11 protein-coding genes are annotated in these 18,524 nt (G+C 63.7%); 9 read left to right on the forward strand and 2 right to left on the reverse strand.

The features are described 5' to 3' along the window. Positions 1–301: 301 nt before the first annotated feature. The 5 genes from V7787_RS21630 (at position 302) to V7787_RS21650 (ending at position 11,513) form a co-directional block, all read left to right on the forward strand. Positions 302–1,609 (forward strand): MdtA/MuxA family multidrug efflux RND transporter periplasmic adaptor subunit, encoded by a 1,308-nt coding sequence (locus V7787_RS21630; RefSeq protein ID WP_198747667.1) that lies wholly within the window; start codon positions 302–304, stop codon positions 1,607–1,609. Further along, positions 1,606–4,704 carry an MdtB/MuxB family multidrug efflux RND transporter permease subunit gene (locus V7787_RS21635; protein ID WP_336089530.1) on the forward strand — a complete coding sequence of 1,033 codons (3,099 nt, stop codon included), beginning with the start codon at positions 1,606–1,608 and terminating at the stop codon, positions 4,702–4,704. The genes V7787_RS21630 and V7787_RS21635 overlap by 4 nt, the downstream gene beginning before the upstream one ends. Beyond that, positions 4,701–7,808: an efflux RND transporter permease subunit gene (locus V7787_RS21640; RefSeq protein ID WP_336089531.1), complete on the forward strand. Its 3,108-nt coding sequence runs from the start codon at positions 4,701–4,703 to the stop codon at positions 7,806–7,808. Before V7787_RS21635 ends, V7787_RS21640 begins: the two co-directional genes overlap by 4 nt. Next, entirely contained in the window at positions 7,805–9,295 is a 1,491-nt protein-coding gene (locus V7787_RS21645) for an efflux transporter outer membrane subunit (RefSeq protein ID WP_064492660.1), read from the forward strand. Before V7787_RS21640 ends, V7787_RS21645 begins: the two co-directional genes overlap by 4 nt. A gap of 130 nt (positions 9,296–9,425) precedes the next feature. Beyond that, complete coding sequence (locus V7787_RS21650; protein ID WP_064492659.1) at positions 9,426–11,513, forward strand: putative bifunctional diguanylate cyclase/phosphodiesterase; 2,088 nt, start codon at positions 9,426–9,428, stop codon at positions 11,511–11,513. Here the strand turns inward: V7787_RS21650 and V7787_RS21655 are convergent. Both V7787_RS21655 and V7787_RS21660 read right to left on the reverse strand, forming a co-directional pair. Then, positions 11,510–11,770: a DUF1652 domain-containing protein gene (locus V7787_RS21655; protein WP_003247746.1), complete on the reverse strand. Its 261-nt coding sequence runs from the start codon at positions 11,768–11,770 to the stop codon at positions 11,510–11,512. The genes V7787_RS21650 and V7787_RS21655 overlap by 4 nt on opposite strands. 274 nt (positions 11,771–12,044) lie before the next feature. Beyond that, positions 12,045–12,692 carry a DUF1345 domain-containing protein gene (locus tag V7787_RS21660; protein WP_020191439.1) on the reverse strand — a complete coding sequence of 216 codons (648 nt, stop codon included), beginning with the start codon at positions 12,690–12,692 and terminating at the stop codon, positions 12,045–12,047. A 173-nt stretch (positions 12,693–12,865) separates the two neighbouring features. On the opposite strand from V7787_RS21660, the gene pgm reads away from it, so the two are divergent. From pgm to V7787_RS21680, 4 genes are all read left to right on the forward strand, one after another. Further along, positions 12,866–14,503: a phosphoglucomutase (alpha-D-glucose-1,6-bisphosphate-dependent) gene (gene pgm / locus V7787_RS21665; RefSeq protein WP_336089532.1), complete on the forward strand. Its 1,638-nt coding sequence runs from the start codon at positions 12,866–12,868 to the stop codon at positions 14,501–14,503. A 78-nt stretch (positions 14,504–14,581) separates the two neighbouring features. Further along, the gene (locus V7787_RS21670) at positions 14,582–15,094 is read left to right on the forward strand and encodes a sigma-70 family RNA polymerase sigma factor (RefSeq protein WP_010954430.1); all 513 of its coding nucleotides are present in this window, start codon (positions 14,582–14,584) and stop codon (positions 15,092–15,094) included. Beyond that, positions 15,091–16,035: a FecR domain-containing protein gene (locus V7787_RS21675; protein WP_064492657.1), complete on the forward strand. Its 945-nt coding sequence runs from the start codon at positions 15,091–15,093 to the stop codon at positions 16,033–16,035. The genes V7787_RS21670 and V7787_RS21675 overlap by 4 nt, the downstream gene beginning before the upstream one ends. Before the next feature lie 67 nt (positions 16,036–16,102). Next, positions 16,103–18,508 (forward strand): TonB-dependent receptor, encoded by a 2,406-nt coding sequence (locus tag V7787_RS21680; protein WP_064492656.1) that lies wholly within the window; start codon positions 16,103–16,105, stop codon positions 18,506–18,508. The last annotated feature ends 16 nt before the right edge of the window (positions 18,509–18,524 follow it).

Consider the following 18,524-nt stretch of genomic DNA (forward strand, 5'->3'; position numbering starts at 1 on the left):
TCGCGGGTAAACCCGCTCCTACAACGTGCGGCACAGGTTTCAAAGGCTGTGACATCCCCGTAGGAGCGGGTTCACCCGCGAAAGGGCCAGACCAGGCAACCGAACCTTCAGGCCCGCCACCGCTCCAAGCAACACCCTGTAACGGCCCGGAACACGTTCCGGGCCGTTTTCATTTAAAATTCCGCCTCTTGGCAACGTCAGGCAAAGGTAAACCTCTGGTAAAGGCCCTTTGCTAAAACGATGGCAGTGCTTATCGTTCATCCTCCTCAAGTCGTCATTCCGAACAAGGTTCGTTCAACCCATGCAAGCGTCCAATTCCCGATCCCTTCGTCGCTGGCTCGTCGGCCTGCTGATCCTGCTGCTGATGGCTGCACTGGCCTGGTGGCTGTGGCCCGCAACGACGCCTGCGCATAAAGAAGCCGGTGGCGTGCGCGGTGGCAAGGGCATGGGCATGATCGGCGGCCGCCCAGGTTTTGGCGGCTCCAGCGACCCGGTACCCGTACGCGTCGTGCCGGTGCGGATAGGCGACTTCCCCCTCTACTACAAAGCCTTGGGCACGGTTACCGCGACCAATACGGTCAATGTGCGCAGCCGCGTGGCTGGCGAACTGGTGAAAATCCACTTCAAGGAAGGCCAGCGCGTCAAGGCTGGCGACCTGCTGGCCGAAATCGACCCGCGCCCTTATCGCATCGCCCTGCAGCAGGCCGAAGGCACCTTGGCGCAGAACCAGGCACAGTTGAAGAACGCTCAGGTCGACCTGGCCCGCTATAAAGGCCTGTACGCTGAAGACAGCATCGCCAAGCAAACACTGGACACCGCCGAAGCCCAGGTTGCGCAGTTCCAGGGGCTGGTCAAGACCAATCAGGCACAGGTCAACGACGCCCGCCTGAACCTCGATTTCACCCAGATCCGTGCGCCGATCAGTGGCCGTGTGGGCCTGCGCCAGCTCGATCTGGGCAACCTGGTGGCCGCCAACGACACCACCGCGCTGGTGGTGATCACCCAGACCGAGCCGATCAACGTCGCCTTCACCCTGCCGGAAACCGAACTGAGCACGGTGCTGGAGCGCTACCGCAGTGGCGCCAGCCTGCCGGTCGAGGCCTGGGACCGCGGTGACAGCAAGCTGCAGTCCACCGGTGTGCTGGGCAGCATCGACAACCAGATCGACACCACCACCGGCACGCTGAAGTTCAAAGGCCGCTTCGAGAACAAGGACCTGGCCCTGTTCCCCAACCAGTTCGTCAACGTGCGCTTGCTGGCCGACACCCTCAAGCAGGTGGTCATGGCCCCGGCCGCGGCCATCCAGTTTGGCAACGATGGCACCTTCGCCTATGTGGTCAACGAGCAGAGCACCGTCAATGTCCGCAAGCTGAAGGTGGGCGCCAGCGATGGCGAGAACAGCGTCATTCTCGACGGCTTGAAGGCTGGCGACCGTCTGGTGCTGGAAGGCACCGACCGCCTGCGCGAAGGCACCAAGGTGGAAGTGGTCGAAGACAGCTCGCAAGTGCCGACCAGCCCGGGCCAGCACCTGCAAGGGCAGGAAGCCAAGGGCGCGGCGCAAACAGGTGAAGCACAACCCGGCAACGCAGCAGGCAAGGCGGGCGCATGAACCTCTCGCGCCTGTTCATCCTGCGCCCGGTCGCCACCACGCTGAGCATGCTGGCCATCGTGCTGGCCGGGCTGATCGCCTACAAGTTGCTGCCGGTTTCCGCCTTGCCGCAGGTGGACTACCCGACCATTCGTGTCATGACCCTCTACCCCGGCGCCAGCCCGCAGGTGATGACCAGCGCCGTCACCGCGCCGCTGGAACGCCAGTTCGGCCAGATGCCGGGCCTGGAACAGATGGCCTCGACCAGTTCTGGCGGCGCGTCGGTGCTGACCCTGCGTTTCAACCTCGACATGAACATGGACGTTGCCGAGCAACAGGTGCAGGCCGCGATCAACGCCGCCAGCAACCTGCTGCCCAGTGACCTGCCGGCACCGCCGGTGTACAACAAGGTCAACCCGGCCGACACCCCGGTGCTGACCCTGGCCATCTCCAGCAAGACCATGCCGCTGCCCAAGCTCAACGACCTGGTCGATACCCGCGTGGCGCAAAAGCTTGCGCAAATCAGCGGCGTGGGCATGGTCAGCATTGCCGGTGGCCAGCGCCAGGCGGTACGCATCAAGGTCAACGTCGACGCCCTGGCGGCCAATGGCTTGAATCTGGATGACGTGCGCACGCTGATCGGTGCCTCCAACGTCAACCAGCCCAAAGGCAACTTCGACGGCCCTACTCGGGTGTCGATGCTCGATGCCAACGACCAGCTGCGCTCTCCCGAGGAATACGCCAACCTGATCCTGGCCTACAACAACGGTGCGCCGCTGCGCCTGAAAGATGTGGCCGAAATCGTCGACGGCGCCGAGAACGAGCGGCTGGCCGCCTGGGCGAACCAGAACCACGCAGTGCTGCTGAACATCCAGCGTCAGCCGGGCGCCAACGTGATCGAAGTGGTCGACCGCATCAAGGGCCTGCTGCCGTCGATCACCGACAACTTGCCGGCGGGCCTCGATGTATCGGTGCTGACCGACCGCACCCAGACCATCCGCGCCGCGGTCAAGGACGTGCAGCACGAACTGCTGATCGCCATCGTTCTGGTGGTGATGGTCACCTTCGTTTTCTTGCGCCGTTTCAGCGCCACCCTCATTCCGTCGATTGCCGTGCCACTGTCGCTGATCGGGACGTTCGGGGTCATGTACCTGGCCGGGTTCTCGGTCAACAACCTGACACTCATGGCCCTGACCATCGCCACCGGCTTTGTGGTCGATGATGCCATCGTCATGCTGGAGAACATCTCCCGGCATATCGAAGAGGGCGAGACGCCCATGCAGGCGGCACTCAAGGGCGCCCGACAGATTGGCTTCACCCTGATTTCGCTGACCTTCTCGCTGATTGCGGTCCTGATCCCGTTGCTGTTCATGGCGGACGTGGTCGGTCGCCTGTTCCGCGAGTTCGCCATCACGCTGGCAGTGGCCATTCTGATTTCCCTGGTGGTGTCCCTGACCCTGACGCCGATGATGTGCGCGCGTCTGCTCAAGCGCGAGCCCAAGGAAGAAGAACAAGGCCGCTTCTACCGCGCCAGTGGCGCCTGGATCGACTGGCTGATCCAGCACTACGGCAGTGCTCTGCAGTGGGTGCTCAAGCATCAGCCGCTGACCTTGCTGGTGGCGGTGGCCAGCCTGGTGCTCACGGTGTTCCTGTACATGGTCGTGCCCAAGGGCTTCTTCCCGGTGCAGGATACCGGGGTGATCCAGGGTATTTCCGAAGCGCCGCAGTCCACCTCGTTCGCTGCCATGAGCGAACGTCAGCAGGCCCTGAGCAAGGTCATCCTGCAAGACCCGGCCGTGCAGAGCCTGTCGTCCTACATTGGCGTAGACGGCGACAACGCCACGCTCAACAGTGGTCGCCTGCTGATCAACCTCAAGCCCCACGGCGAGCGCGATGTCAGCGCCAGCGAAGTGATCAGCCGCCTGCAGCCGCAGGTCGACCGGCTGGTGGGCATCCGCCTGTTCATGCAGCCGGTGCAAGACCTCAGCATCGAGGACCGGGTCAGCCGGACCCAGTACCAGTTCAGCCTGTCGTCGCCGGACGCCGACCTGCTGGCGCAGTGGAGCGGCAAGCTGGTGCAGGCGCTGCAGCAGCGCCCGGAACTGGCCGATGTGGCCAGCGACCTGCAGGACAAGGGCTTGCAGGTGTACCTGGTAATCGACCGTGACATGGCCAGCCGCCTGGGGATCAGCGTCTCGCAGATCACCAATGCCCTGTACGACGCCTTCGGCCAGCGGCAGATCTCGACCATCTACACCCAGGCCAGCCAGTACCGCGTGGTGTTGCAGTCCAGGGACGCCTCCACGATCGGCCCGCAGGCGCTGGAGTCGATCCACGTCAAGGCCACCGATGGCGGCCAGGTGCGCCTTTCGGCGCTGGCGCGGATCGAGCAGCGTCAAGCGCAGCTGGCTATTTCCCACATTGGCCAGTTCCCGGCGGTGACCTTGTCGTTCAACCTGGCCCACGGCGCATCGCTGGGCGAAGCCGTGCAGGTGATCGAGCAGGTGCAGAAGGACATCGGCATGCCGCTGGGCGTGCAAACCCGCTTCCAGGGTGCGGCCGAGGCCTTCCAGGCGTCGCTGTCGAGTACCTTGCTGCTGATTCTGGCGGCGGTGGTGACCATGTACATCGTGCTGGGGGTGCTGTACGAAAGCTACATCCACCCGATCACCATCCTCTCGACCCTGCCGTCGGCGGCGGTCGGTGCCTTGCTGGCCTTGCTCATCAGCGGTAACGACCTGGGCATGATCGCCATCATCGGCATCATCCTGCTGATCGGTATCGTCAAGAAGAACGCGATCATGATGATCGACTTCGCCCTGGAGGCCGAGCGCCATCAGGGCATGAGCCCGCGCGATGCCATCTACCAGGCGGCGCTGCTGCGCTTCCGGCCGATCCTGATGACCACCCTAGCCGCGCTGTTTGGTGCGGTGCCGCTGATGCTTGCCACCGGTTCCGGTGCCGAGCTGCGCCAGCCACTGGGCCTGGTGATGGTCGGCGGGTTGCTGGTCAGCCAGGTGCTGACGCTGTTCACCACCCCGGTCATCTACCTGTACTTCGATCGCCTGGCCCGCCGCCTGCGCCCGGCCACTGACGTGAAGCAGGCCCAGGCATGAACCTGTCCGGGCCTTTCATCCGTCGCCCGGTGGCGACCATGCTGTTGAGCCTGGCAATCATGCTGCTGGGTGGGGTCAGCTTTGGCTTGCTACCGGTGGCGCCACTGCCGCAAATGGACTTCCCGGTGATCGTGGTGTCGGCGAACCTCTCTGGTGCCAGCCCCGAGGTCATGGCGTCCACCGTGGCCACACCGCTGGAACGCAAGCTGGGCAGCATTGCCGGCGTCACCACGCTCACCAGCAGCTCCAACCAGGGGTCGACACGGGTAATCATCGGCTTCGAGCTGGGCCGTGACATCGATGGCGCAGCCCGTGAGGTGCAAGCGGCGATCAACGCTACCCGCAACCTGCTGCCCAGTGGCATGCGCAGCATGCCCACCTACAAGAAGATCAACCCGTCGCAGGCGCCGATCATGGTGCTGTCGCTGACTTCGGATGTGTTGCAGAAAGGCCAGCTGTATGACCTGGCCGACACCATCCTTTCACAGAGCCTGGCTCAGGTGTCGGGGGTAGGGGAGGTGCAGATCGGTGGCAGTTCGCTGCCGGCCGTGCGCATTGCCGTCGAGCCGCAACTGCTCAACCAGTACAACCTGTCGCTGGACGAAGTGCGCACCGCAGTATCCAACGCCAACCAGCGCCGGCCCATGGGCTTTGTCGAAGACGCCGAGCGCAACTGGCAGGTGCGGGCCAACGACCAGCTGGAAAGCGCCAAGGATTACGAGCCGGTGGTGATCCGCCAACAGAACGGCACCATTCTGCGCCTGTCTGACGTGGCGACCGTCACCGACGGCGTTGAAAACCGTTACAACAGCGGCTTCTTCAACGACCAGGCAGCGGTGCTGCTGGTGGTCAACCGCCAGACCGGCGCCAACATCATCGAAACGGTCGACCAGATCAAGGCGCAGCTTCCGGCACTGCAGTCGTTGCTGCCAGCCAGCGTGCAACTGAACGTGGCCATGGACCGCTCGCCCGTGATCAAGGCCACCCTCAAAGAGGCCGAGCACACCCTGCTGATCGCCGTGGTGCTGGTGATCCTGGTGGTCTACCTGTTCCTCGGCAGCCTGCGCGCCTCGCTGATCCCCAGCCTGGCGGTGCCGGTATCGCTGGTGGGTACGTTCGCGGTCATGTACGTGTGCGGTTTCTCGCTCAACAACCTGTCGCTGATGGCGCTGATCCTTGCCACCGGTCTGGTGGTGGACGATGCCATCGTGGTGCTGGAAAACATCTCCAGGCACATCGAGAACGGCCAGCCCCCGATGAAGGCGGCCTACCTGGGCGCCAAGGAAGTGGGCTTCACCTTGCTGTCGATGAACGTGTCGCTGGTGGCGGTGTTCGTCTCCATCCTGTTCATGGGCGGTATCGTGCGCAACCTGTTCCAGGAGTTTTCCATCACCCTGGCGGCGGCGATCATTGTCTCGCTGGTAGTGTCGCTCACCCTTACACCGATGCTCTGCGCCCGCTGGCTCAAGCCGCAACAGGCCGAGCAGACACGCCTGCAGCGCTGGAGCGACAAGCTGCATCAGCGCATGGTTGCTGCCTATGACCGCAGCCTGGGTTGGGCCCTGCGCCACAAGCGGCTGACCCTGCTCAGCCTGCTGGCCACCATCGGCATCAACATCGCCCTGTACGTGGTGGTGCCCAAGACGCTGATGCCCCAGCAGGATACCGGCCAGTTGATGGGCTTCATCCGGGGTGACGACGGCCTGTCGTTCACGGTGATGCAGCCGAAGATGGAAATCTACCGCCGCGCCTTGCTGGCCGACCCGGCAGTACAGAGCGTCGCCGGTTTCATCGGTGGCAACAGCGGTACCAACAACGCCTTTGTGCTGGTGCGCCTGAAACCGATCAGCGAGCGCAAGATCGACGCGCAGAAGGTGATCGAGCGCCTGCGCAAGGAACTGCCCAAGGTGCCCGGCGGGCGCCTGTTCCTGATGGCTGACCAGGACCTGCAACTGGGGGGCGGTGGGCGTGACCAGACCTCTTCTCAGTACCTGTATACCTTGCAAAGCGGCGATCTGGCGGCGTTGCGCGAATGGTTTCCCAAGGTGGTCGCGGCGCTGCGTGCACTGCCTGAGCTGACCGCCATCGACGCCCGCGATGGTGCCGGTACCCAACAGGTGACGCTGGTGGTCGACCGTGACCAGGCCAAGCGCCTGGGCATCGACATGGACATGGTCACCGCAGTACTGAACAACGCCTACAGCCAGCGGCAGATCTCCACCATCTACGACAGCCTCAACCAGTACCAGGTGGTGCTGGAGATCAACCCCAAATACGCCTGGGATCCGAGCACGCTGGAGCAAGTGCAGGTGATCACCGCCGACGGCGCCCGGGTGCCGCTGTCGACCATCGCCCACTACGAGAACAGCCTGGCCAACGACCGGGTCAGCCACGAAGGGCAGTTCGCTTCGGAAGACATCGCCTTCGACGTCGCCGAGGGCTACAGCCCCGACCAGGCCATGGCGGCACTGGAGCGCGCGGTGGCCAAACTGGGCCTGCCCGAGGAGGTGATTGCCAAGCTCGGCGGCACTGCCGATGCCTTTGCCCAGACCCAGCAGGGCCAGCCCTTCATGATCCTTGGCGCACTGCTGCTGGTGTACCTGGTGCTGGGCATTCTGTATGAAAGCTACATTCACCCGCTGACCATTCTTTCGACACTGCCTTCGGCGGGCGTCGGTGCCTTGCTGGCGCTGTACGTCACCGGTGGCGAGTTCAGCCTGATCTCGTTGCTGGGGCTGTTCCTGTTGATCGGGGTGGTGAAAAAGAATGCCATCCTGATGATCGACCTGGCGTTGCAGCTGGAGCGCCATCAGGGCTTTTCGCCGGAAGAGTCGATCCGCCGGGCCTGCCTGCTGCGCCTGCGGCCGATCCTGATGACCACCCTGGCGGCGATCCTTGGCGCATTGCCGTTGCTGCTGAGCCAGGCTGAAGGCGCAGAAATGCGTCAGCCGCTGGGCCTGACCATCATCGGTGGCCTGGTGTTCAGCCAGATCCTCACCCTTTATACGACGCCGGTGGTTTATCTGTACCTGGACCGCCTGCGCCACCGTTTCAACCGTTGGCGCGGCGTGCGTACCGACGCCGCTCTGGAAACCCCGCTATGACTTTTGCCCAGACCCCACTTCACCGTGCCCTGCAGGCACTGACCCGTGGCCGTGGCTCGCGCCTGCTCGGCGCCGGGTTGTGCGTGGCCTTGCTCAGTGCCTGTACCCTGAGCCCCGACTACCAACGCCCCGAGCTGAACAGCACGGCGGCGCAGTTCAAGCACGCCGAAGGCTGGACCCAGGCCTCGCCGTCCGACGCCATCGCCCGCGGCGCCTGGTGGGAAATCTACGGCGATGCCGGGCTCAATGCGCTGGTCGAAGAGCTCAACCGCAGCAACCAGACCGTGGCGCAATCAGAAGCCCAGTATCGCCAGGCCCAGGCGCTGGTGCGCAGCAGCCGTGCGGCGCTGTTCCCCAGTCTGGACCTGAGCACCAGCAAGAACCGCTCGGCGCAGGGCACCGGCAGCTCCAGTTCCAGCCTGTCCAATAACAGCAGCGGCATTCGCAACACCTACAACGCGCAGTTGGGCGTGAGCTGGGAGATCGACCTGTGGGGCAAGCTGCGCGAAACCCTGAATGCCAACGAAGCCAGTGCCGAAGCCAGTTTCGCCGACCTTGCGTCGATCCGCTTGAGCCAACAGTCGGAGCTGGTGCAGAACTACCTGCAATTGCGGGTTATCGATGAGCAGAAGCGCTTGCTGGAAGCCACCGTGGCGGCTTATGAGCGCTCGCTGCGAATGAACGAAAACCAGTACCGCGCCGGTGTCGCCGGCCCGGATGCCGTGGCCCAGGCACGCACCCAGCTCAAAAGCACCCAGGCTGACCTGATTGACCTGATCTGGCAGCGTGCGCAGTTCGAAAATGCCATCGCCGTGCTGCTGGGCAAGGCTCCGGCCGACTTCGCCCTGGCCGACAGCAAGGCGATTCCCGCGTTGCCGCAAATACCGGTTTCGCTGCCTTCGCAGCTGCTGGAGCGGCGCCCGGACATCGCTGCAGCCGAACGCAACGTGATGGCGGCCAACGCCAACATCGGGGTGTCGCGGGCAGCCTACTTCCCGGACCTCAGCCTGAGCATGAGTGGCGGTTATTCCAGCAGCAGCTTCAGCAACTGGATCGAGCTGCCCAACCGCTACTGGTCGGTGGGCCCGCAGCTGGCGCTGACCCTGTTCGACGCCGGCAAACGCAGCGCCGAGGTCGACCGCACGGTGGCCGTGTATGACCAGACGGTGGCGCAGTACCGCCAGACCGTGCTGGACGGCTTCAGGGAAGTGGAAAACCTGCTGGTTCAGCTGAAGGTGTATGGCGATGAAGCCGTGGTGCGCCAAGAGGCGCTTGATGCCGCCCGTGAGTCGTTGCGCCTGACCGAGAACCAGTACCGTGCCGGTCTGATCGGCTATCTGGATGTGGTCAACGTGCAAACCACGGCGCTGAGCAACGAGCGCAGCGTGCTGAACCTGCTGCAAGGGCGCCTGGTGGCCAGTGTGCAACTGGTGGCTGCGTTGGGCGGCGGCTGGGATGCAGAGCAGGCGTTTGCCGAGCAGAATTGACCAAACGCAGAGGGGGTAGACTGCGGTTATTGGATCCATTCCCATTCGCAAAAACCCCGTGCGTTTCGCTTAAGCTTGAGTACAATCGTCAGCTTTTGCCGGGCCCCCTTTCCCGGCGCTGGAACTCTCAATGCTGACCGGTAGCTACTCCTCTTCGCTGGTGTTGATTTCGCTGTGCGTGGCGATACTGGCATCCTATACCGCCCTTGACCTGACCGGCCGCATCGCCACGGCCAAGGGCCGCGCTGCCTGCCTGTGGATGGGCGGTGGTGCGTTGGCCATGGGCATCGGCGTGTGGTCGATGCACTTCATTGGCATGCTTGCCTTCAGCTTGCCCATCGACTTGGGGTACGACCTGGCCCTGACCGCGTTCTCGCTGCTGATCGCTGTGCTGTCCTCGGGCTTTGCCTTGTGGCTGGTCAGCCAGCCGAGCCTGCCAGCGCTGCAGTTGGGGTTCGGCGCGCTGATCATGGGCGCCGGTATCGCCTGCATGCACTACACAGGCATGGCCGCGCTGCGCATGCTGCCTGGCATCGATTACGACCCGACGTTGTTCGGCGCTTCGCTGCTGATTGCCGTGGGCGCCTCGGCGGCGGCATTGTGGATTGCCTTCCGCCTGCGCAAACACACCCCCTATGTGCGGCAGATCCGCGGCCTGGCGGCGGTGGTCATGGGCTTTGCCATCGTGGGCATGCATTACACCGGCATGGCAGCGGCGAACTTCCCCGAGGGCAGCTTTTGCGGCGCGCTGGGGGGCGGATTGCAGGGTGACAGCCTGGTTTACCTGGTGCTGATCACCACGCTGGCAGTACTGGCAGTGGCTTTGCTGACTTCGGTGCTGGACGCGCGTCTCGAGGCACGTACTGCCGAGTTGGCCCGTTCGCTGACCTTGGCCAACCAGGAACTGACCCAACTGGCCCTGCACGACACCCTCACCGATCTGCCCAACCGTACCTTGCTGGCCGATCGTATCGAACAGGCCATCGCCAAAGTGGCGGAGCAGGGCGGCTGTTTTGCCCTGATGTTCATTGATCTGGACGGCTTCAAACCCGTCAACGATGCCTTTGGCCATCATATCGGTGACCTTCTGCTCAAGGCAGTGGCGGCCCGCCTGCGCGGTCACCTGCACAGCCAGGACACGCTGGCTCGGATTGGCGGCGACGAATTCGTGCTGCTGGTGGAACTGCAGGAGCCGAACGATGCCATGGACGTGGCGGTCAAGCAGGTCAACCTGGTGTCCCGGCCTTTCCGCGTGGCCGAGCACGACCTGCAACTGTCGGCCAGCCTGGGCATCGTCCTGTATCCGGGCAACGGCCAGGACCAGCATGAGCTGCTGCGTAACGCCGACGCTGCCATGTACCATGCCAAGAGCGCCGGCAAGAACGGTTACAGCTTCTTCGATGTGTCGATGAACAGCAATGCGCGCCAGCAGTTGCAGCTGTTGCAGGACTTGCGCCTGGCGCTGGAGCAGCGCCAGTTCCGCTTGCATTACCAGCCCAAGTTCGACGCCCAGGCCTGCCAGCCGATCGGTGCCGAAGCGTTGCTGCGCTGGGAGCACCCGCAGCAGGGCCTGCTGCTGCCTGACCGCTTCATCGGCCTGGCGGAAAAGACCGGCCTGATCATCCCCATCGGTGAGTGGGTACTCACTGAGGCCTGCCGTCAGATGCGTCAGTGGCTGGACCAGGGGCACCATGGCTGGCGCATGGCGGTGAACCTGTCGGCCATCCAGTTCTGCCATGCCGGTCTGGTCGACAGCGTGGCCCGCGCCCTGCAGCAGAACGGCTTGCCAGCAAACTGCCTGACACTGGAAATTACCGAAACCACCGCCATGCACGATGCCGACGCCAGCCTGACCGTGCTGCAGCGCCTGTCCGACATGGGCGTGGACTTGTCCATCGATGACTTTGGTACGGGCTATTCCAGCCTGATGTACCTCAAACGCCTGCCAGCCAACGAGCTGAAAATCGACCGCGGGTTCGTACGTGATCTGGAGCAGGACAGTGACGATGCAGCGATTGTTTCGGCAATCGTCGCACTGGGCCAGGCGTTGGGCCTGCGTATCGTTGCCGAGGGGGTTGAAACCGACAAGCAGCAGGACTTCCTGACCCGTCTGGGATGTGATTCGTTGCAGGGCTACCTGCTGGGCCAGCCCGTGCCGGCCGAGCAGTTCATGAGCAAGTTGCAGGCCATGGCCCCGGAACTCACTGCTGCGGGCTAGACTGCATCGCGCAAGGTAAAGGCGGGTATGAACGCATCCATTTCCGCCTCGACGGCCTCGATGATGCGCTCTACATCGGCGGCGGCCATGATCGCTGCACAGGGGATACCCGCAATCGCCAGCAGGGTTTCACCGCTGGCGCGGTCGAACAGCCGCGCGACCATGCTGCGTGGCGCATCCATGCTGGCCTCGAAACCTAACGGATGGAAATGCCAGCGCATCACCTGGCAGGCGTTGGGGAACGTCATCTTGTTCATGCCAGCCTCCTTGTCCGTACCTGGACGTGATGAGCGGGTGGCCACATCGATGCGGCCGCCGGGAAACTAAAGATAGCACCTGCTAGGCGCAATTTTCGGTTGCAAGTACGACAAATGTGCGAATGCTTGACACTGGTCACACCCTTGTCATGGGCGCAGTGTGACGGCTGGCTGCATGGCAAACGTTTTCCCGGCCGCAAGGTGCCAGGTAACCATCGGGTTTGGTGACTTTCGCGGACGTTCGACGCGCAGGTTTTTCAGACGAGCGGCTTGCTTAACCCAACAACCCGGCGGCGATGTTGATAGTGAACCCCAGAATCGCCGTATTGAACACGAAGCCCACCAGCGAATGCGCCAGCACCACCCGCCGCAACCCACGACCGGCGACACCCACGTCTGAGGTTTGCACCGCCACGCTGATGGTGAACGAGAAGTAGTGGAAGTCCCAGTAATCCGGGTTGCGCTCGCCATCAGCGAAGCGCAGTGGGGGTTCGTGGTTTTGCCCGGTGTAGAACAGGCGGGCGTAGTGCAGGGTGAATATGCAGCCGATCAGCAGCCAGGAACCGGCGACGGTCAGGCCAGTGTAGAGATAGTGCACGGCCAGGGCCGTGCCTTGCAGGCCGCGGCTGGAGACCAGTTGCAGGGTGACCGCGGCAAGGCTGGCGATGGCGGCGATGCACACGGTCAGCAGGACCAGGCCTGCGTTCTCGTCTTCGACGCCGGCGACCTTGCGGACCTTTTCCGGGCTGGCTGTCCAGCTCAGGTAGAGCACCAGCAGCAGGTACAGCCACACCCCCAGGTTCCAGCCAGCGAGGATGTGCTGCACGGTATCACCGGCGGGGATCAGCCAGGCGCCGGCGAGGCCGACTGCAGCGGCGATGCTCAGGCGAGGGTGTGTGCGGGTCAGACGATGGAAAGCCATGGAGCCTCGTTCACAAGGGGTATGGCTTGTACTCTAGACCGTCATAGGGTTGGGCGGGATGCGCAATACCCTGCAGGGCCTGGGGTTTCTTTGATGCCCCCATCGCACGGCATTGCAACTCTCAGTACACTGCACGTTCCAACACCAACATCCGTTGAACTCGAGGTTTTTGCATGACGCTCAGTCCTTTGGCAGGCAAGCCGGCTCCGGCCAGCGTGCTGGTCGATATTCCCCGGCTGCTTACCGCTTATTACACGGGCCGCCCAGACGCTGCCGTGGCGGCCCAGCGCGTGGCCTTCGGCACCTCGGGGCACCGGGGCAGTTCGCTTGAATTGAGTTTCAACGAGTATCACGTCCTGGCCATTAGCCAGGCGATCTGCCTGTACCGCCAGGAAAAAGGCATCGATGGCCCGCTGTTCATCGGCGCCGATACCCACGCCCTGTCAGCGCCGGCGACCGCCAGCGCACTGGAAGTGCTGGCCGCCAACGGCGTGCAGGTGATGCTGTCCAAGGATGACGAATACACGCCTACGCCGGCGGTTTCCCACGCCATCCTCTGTCACAACCGCGGCCGCACGCAGGGCCTGGCTGACGGTATTGTCATCACCCCGTCGCACAACCCGCCGCAAAGCGGTGGCTTCAAGTACAACCCGCCCAACGGCGGCCCGGCCGACAGCGACGTGACCAAGTGGATCGAGGGCAAGGCCAACGAGCTGCTGGCGGCTAACCTGGCGGGCGTCAAGCGCATGGACCATGCCCAGGCGCTGCAGGCGCCGACCACCCACCGCCACGATTACGTCAGCAACTATGTGGCCGACCTGGAAAACGTCATCGATTTCGATGTCATCCGTGGCGCCGGGTTGCGCCTGGGCGTCGACCCGCTGGGCGGGGCAGGGGTACGCTACTGGTCGGCCATTGCCAAGCACTACCAGCTGGACCTGGAAGTGGTGAACACCGAGGTCGACCCGACCTTCCGCTTCATGACCGTCGACTGGGACGGCCAGATCCGCATGGACCCTTCCTCGCCGTATGCCATGCAGGGCCTGATAGGCCTGCGCGAGCGCTTTGACGTGGCCTTCGCCTGCGACCCGGACCACGACCGCCACGGCATCGTCACCCCTGACGGCCTGCTGCAACCCAACAACTACCTCGCCGTGGCCATCGACTACCTGTTCCGCCACCGCCCGCAGTGGCGCAGTGACGCCGCCGTGGGCAAGACCGTGGTCTCCAGCGGCCTGATCGACCGCGTTACCCAACGGCTGGGCCGCGATCTGTATGAGGTGCCGGTGGGCTTCAAGTTCTTCGCCCAGGGCCTGTTCGACGGTTCGCTCGGTTTTGGTGGCGAAGAAAGTGCAGGGGCTTCGTTCCTGCGCCGCGATGGCTCGGTGTGGGCCACCGACAAGGACGGGTTGATCCCGGCCTTGCTGGCCGCCGAAATGAGCGCCCGTACCGGGCGTAACCCGAGCCAGGCTTATGCCGACCTGACCGAGGCGCTGGGCAAGCCGTTCGCCACCCGTGTCGAGGCCAAGGCCGATGCGCGGCAGAAGGCGTTGCTGAGCAAGCTGGCGCCGGAGCAGGTGAAGTCGACAGAGCTGGCCGGTGAGCCGATCGTGCAGATCCTCAGCCACGCCCCAGGCAATGGCCAGGCGATTGGCGGGCTTAAGGTGATGACTGCCAATGGCTGGTTCGCCGCGCGCCCGTCGGGTACTGAAGACATCTACAAGATCTACGCCGAAAGCTTTATCGACGAGGCGCATTTGCAGCGTCTGGTGCAGGAAGCACAAGTGCTGGTCGATGAAGCCATTGCCTGACCGGTAACAAACCGCTTGGTTCTGTGGTGTGATGTAAATTAGAATTAATCTTATTTACTCCGCCGCAGGACCCTCCTCATGATCGACGCCGCGCCGCCACCGGAGCCTGGCCTGCCTGCCCTGTACCGGGAGCATCGCGGCTGGCTTGAAGCCTGGCTGCGCCGGCGTATGGGCAATGCCTGGGATGCCGCCGACCTCAGCCAGGATACTTTTCTGCGCATTCTGGCCAGCGCCCAGCCGCTGGCAGACATACGCGAACCGCGTGCCTACCTGCTGACCGTGGGCAAGCGTTTGCTCAGCAACTTCCACCAGCGACGTAGCCTGGAGCAGGCCTACCTTGATGCCTTGGCGCAGTTGCCCGAGCAACACGTGCCGTCGCCAGAACAGCGCTGGGTACTGCTCGAAACCCTGCAAGCGCTGGATGAATTGCTCGACGGCCTCAAGCCGGCGATACGCAAGGCCTTTCTCTGGAGCCAGCTGGAAGGCTTGGGCTACGCCGAGATTGGCCAGCGCCTGGGCGTTTGTCAGCGCTCGGTGAAACGCTACATGGCGCAGGCTTACGAACATTGCCTGTTGGCCGAGTTGCAATGAGCCCGCACACCCCAGAAACCCGCGAGGCGCTGCGTGCTGCAGCCCGTTGGCTGGCATTGCTGGATTCTGGCGACGCAAGCGAATCTGACCTGCTGCGTCTGGCGCAATGGCGCGCCAGCAGTCACCTGCACGAAGACGCCTGGCAAAAGGCATCGCTGCTGCGAGCGCGGTTTGCCGGGTTGCCCGGCGCATTGGCGATGGCCGCCCTGGATCGTCCGGATGCCGGTCGTCGGGCACTGCTCAAACAAGCCCTGGGTGTGTCGGCGTTGTTGCCGGTGGCCTGGCTGGTGAGCCGTGAGCTGCCGCTGGATGCCTGGACCGCCGACATGCGCACCGCAGTCGGGGAGCGCAGGCAGGCACTGCTGAGCGACGGCACCTTGTTGCAGTTGAACACCGACAGTGCGGTCGATATCGAGCTGGGTGCAGGCCGCGTGGCACTGCTGCGCGGTGAAGTGGCCGTCAGCGTGCCCGCTAACCTGAGCCTCACCTTGCAGGTGCCTTACGGCCGGGTGGTGCTCAGTGAGGGCGAGGCGTGCCTGCGCCTGCTTGATGAGGCCTGCCGGGTGTCGGCGATCAAGGGTTTAGTCAGCCTGCAGCCGTTGCGTGGATCTGCCGTGATGCTACAGGCCGGCCAACAGGCCAGTTTGCAGGCGGCTGGCGTTGGCCCTGTCAAAGCCCTCGACGCATGGCAACTGGGCTGGCGCGAAGGTGCGCTACGGCTGGACGACCGCCCACTGGGCGAGTTGCTGCACGAACTGCGCAGGTATCGCCCCGGCGTACTGCGCTGGGCACCAGAACTGGAGCGCTTGCGTGTTACCGGCACGTTCCGCCTTGACGACACCGACCGGGTGTTGGCCCTGCTCGCCGCCAGCCTGCCGTTGCAAGTGCAGACCCGCACGCGTTATTGGGTGAGCCTGACCGCACGAGAAAATCGAGCATGAGGCTGTCCCCTTTTTTTCACTCGCCGGTCATTACCGGTAGGAGAAAATAAAAGGGGAGCCTTGTTCAATGCCTGCAGTAAAATCCTGCCGCCTGCGCCCACTGGCGCGCGCAGCACATCCATTGTTCGCGATGAGCCTGCTGTTGTGTGCACCCGCATGGGCCGATGAGCCGGCCCGGCGTACGTTCCAGGTGGCGCCAGCCAGCCTGGGTGCCGCCTTGACCCATTTCGCCGACCAGGCCGGTGTCAGCCTTTCGCTCGACCCGGCATTGGTAGAGGGCCGGCAAAGTAACGGCTTGTCCGGTCGTTACAGTGTCGATGAAGGCTTCAGCCAGTTGCTGCGCAGTAGCGGCTTGCAGGCGCTACCGGTGGGTGAGGGGGCCTTCACCCTGATGCCAGCCCCCCAGGCCAGTGGCGCGCTGGAAATCGCCCCCACCAGCATCGTCGGCGGCCTGGCCGCAGGCAACGAAACGCAGCCGTATGCCGGTGGCCAAGTGGCACGCCAGGGCGCGCAAGGCTTGCTCGGTTCGCGCGACTTCATGGAAACCCCGTTCAGCATCACCAGCTACACCAGCGAACTGGTCAAGAACCAGCAGGCGCGCACCTTGGGCGAGCTGATTGCCAGCGACCCTTCGGTGCGTGCTACCAACCCGGCGGGCGGGCGTTTCGAGCAGTTCACCATTCGCGGCTTCAGCCTGTTCAACAGTGATGTGGCCTACAACGGTCTCTATGGCATCTTGCCGACCTATTCGATCGACATGGAAATGGCCGACCGGGTAGACATCATCAAAGGCCCCAGCCAGTTGATCAACGGCATATCGCCGCGCGGCAGCGTGGGCGGCGGTATCAACGTGCAGCCCAAGCGAGCCGCTGACAAGCCGATCACCGAATTCACCGGCAGCTACGCCTCGGCCGGCCAGGCTGGCGGCGCAGTGGACATCGGCCGTCGCTTTGGTGAAGGCCAGCAGTTCGGCGTGCGCTTCAATGGCGTGAAGCAGGCCGGTGATACCGAATGGGACCACCAGCGCGTCGACCGTGAAATGGCGGTGCTGGGCCTGGATTTTCGAGGCGAGCGCCTGCGTCTCTCGGCAGACCTTGGCCACACCGAACGCGACACCGACGCCCCGCAGGAGCGTGTGCTGGTCGGTGCCAATGCCAAGGTGCCCAATGCCAATGACGTACGTCACAACTACGCCCAGGCCTGGAGCAAGGCGCGTACCAACGACACCTTCGGTTCGCTGAACGCCGAGTACGATATCAGCGAATCGCTGCTGGCCTATGGTGCGGTCGGTGCGCGCAAGAGCAACCATGACTTCCTGCGCCATAACGTGTCGATCACCAACGATGCCGGCGACTTCACCGTGCAGCCGCGTGACTTTACCCGGGACGAGTCGGTGCGCACCGCCATGGCCGGTTTACGTCACTGGTTCCATACCGGGCCGGTCAGCCACGAGCTGAACCTGGCCGCCACCTATTACTACATGGACTTCACCAACGGCGGGGCGCGCTATGCCTCGGCGCCGAGCAACCTCTACAACCCGGTGGCCGCACCGACACCCGGTACGCCAACCCGCCTCGACCCCGAGGTCTACACGGAAAACCGCTTCTCCGGCGTGGCCCTGGCCGACACCCTTGGCTTTTTTGACGACCGCCTGCTGTTGACCCTGGGTGCGCGCTGGCAACGGGTGCAGGTGGATGACTGGAGCGACGGCGTCAAAGGCGATACGGGCTATGACGAAGAAAAGGTCTCGCCTTCTGGGGGCGTATTGCTCAAGGTCACCGACCAGCTCTCGTTGTACGCCAACTACATGGAGGGCCTGAGCCAAGGCAAGATCGCCCCATCGACCTCGATCAACGAAGACCAGATCTTCCCGCCGTTCACCAGCCGCCAGATCGAGGTGGGGGCCAAGTACGACCTCGGCCAGGTGGCCTTTACCGCCAGCGCCTTCCGCATTCGCCAGCCGGCCTACGAGACCAACCCCACCTCGCGGGTGTTCGGCCCCAATGGCAAGCGTGACAACCGCGGCATCGAGCTGAGTGTGTTCGGTGAACCGGTGCAGGGCGTGCGGGTGTTGGGTGGGGTGATGTTTATCGACAGCGAGCTGACCGACACCGTCGGCGGTGCCTACGATGGCAACCGTGCGCCGGCCACGCCCGAATACAACGTCAATCTGGGGGCTGAATGGGACGTGCCAGGGGTGAACGGCCTAACCTTCACAGCGCGCGGCATTCACTCAAGTTCCCAGTACCTGGACCAGAACAACAGCAAGCGCATCGATGGCTGGGAGCGTTATGACCTGGGCGCACGTTACGCCTTCAAGGTGGACGCCACCGAGGTTACCTTGCGGGCCAGTGTCGAGAATGTGCTCGATGATCGCTACTGGAGCTCGGCGGGGGCGTCGGATGACAGTGAGCCGGGGTTGACCCTGTCTACGCCGCGGACCTATCTGCTCTCGGCCACGGTCGGCTTTTAAACCGGACCCTTGTATA

The organism is Pseudomonas sp. CGJS7 (assembly GCF_036961695.1).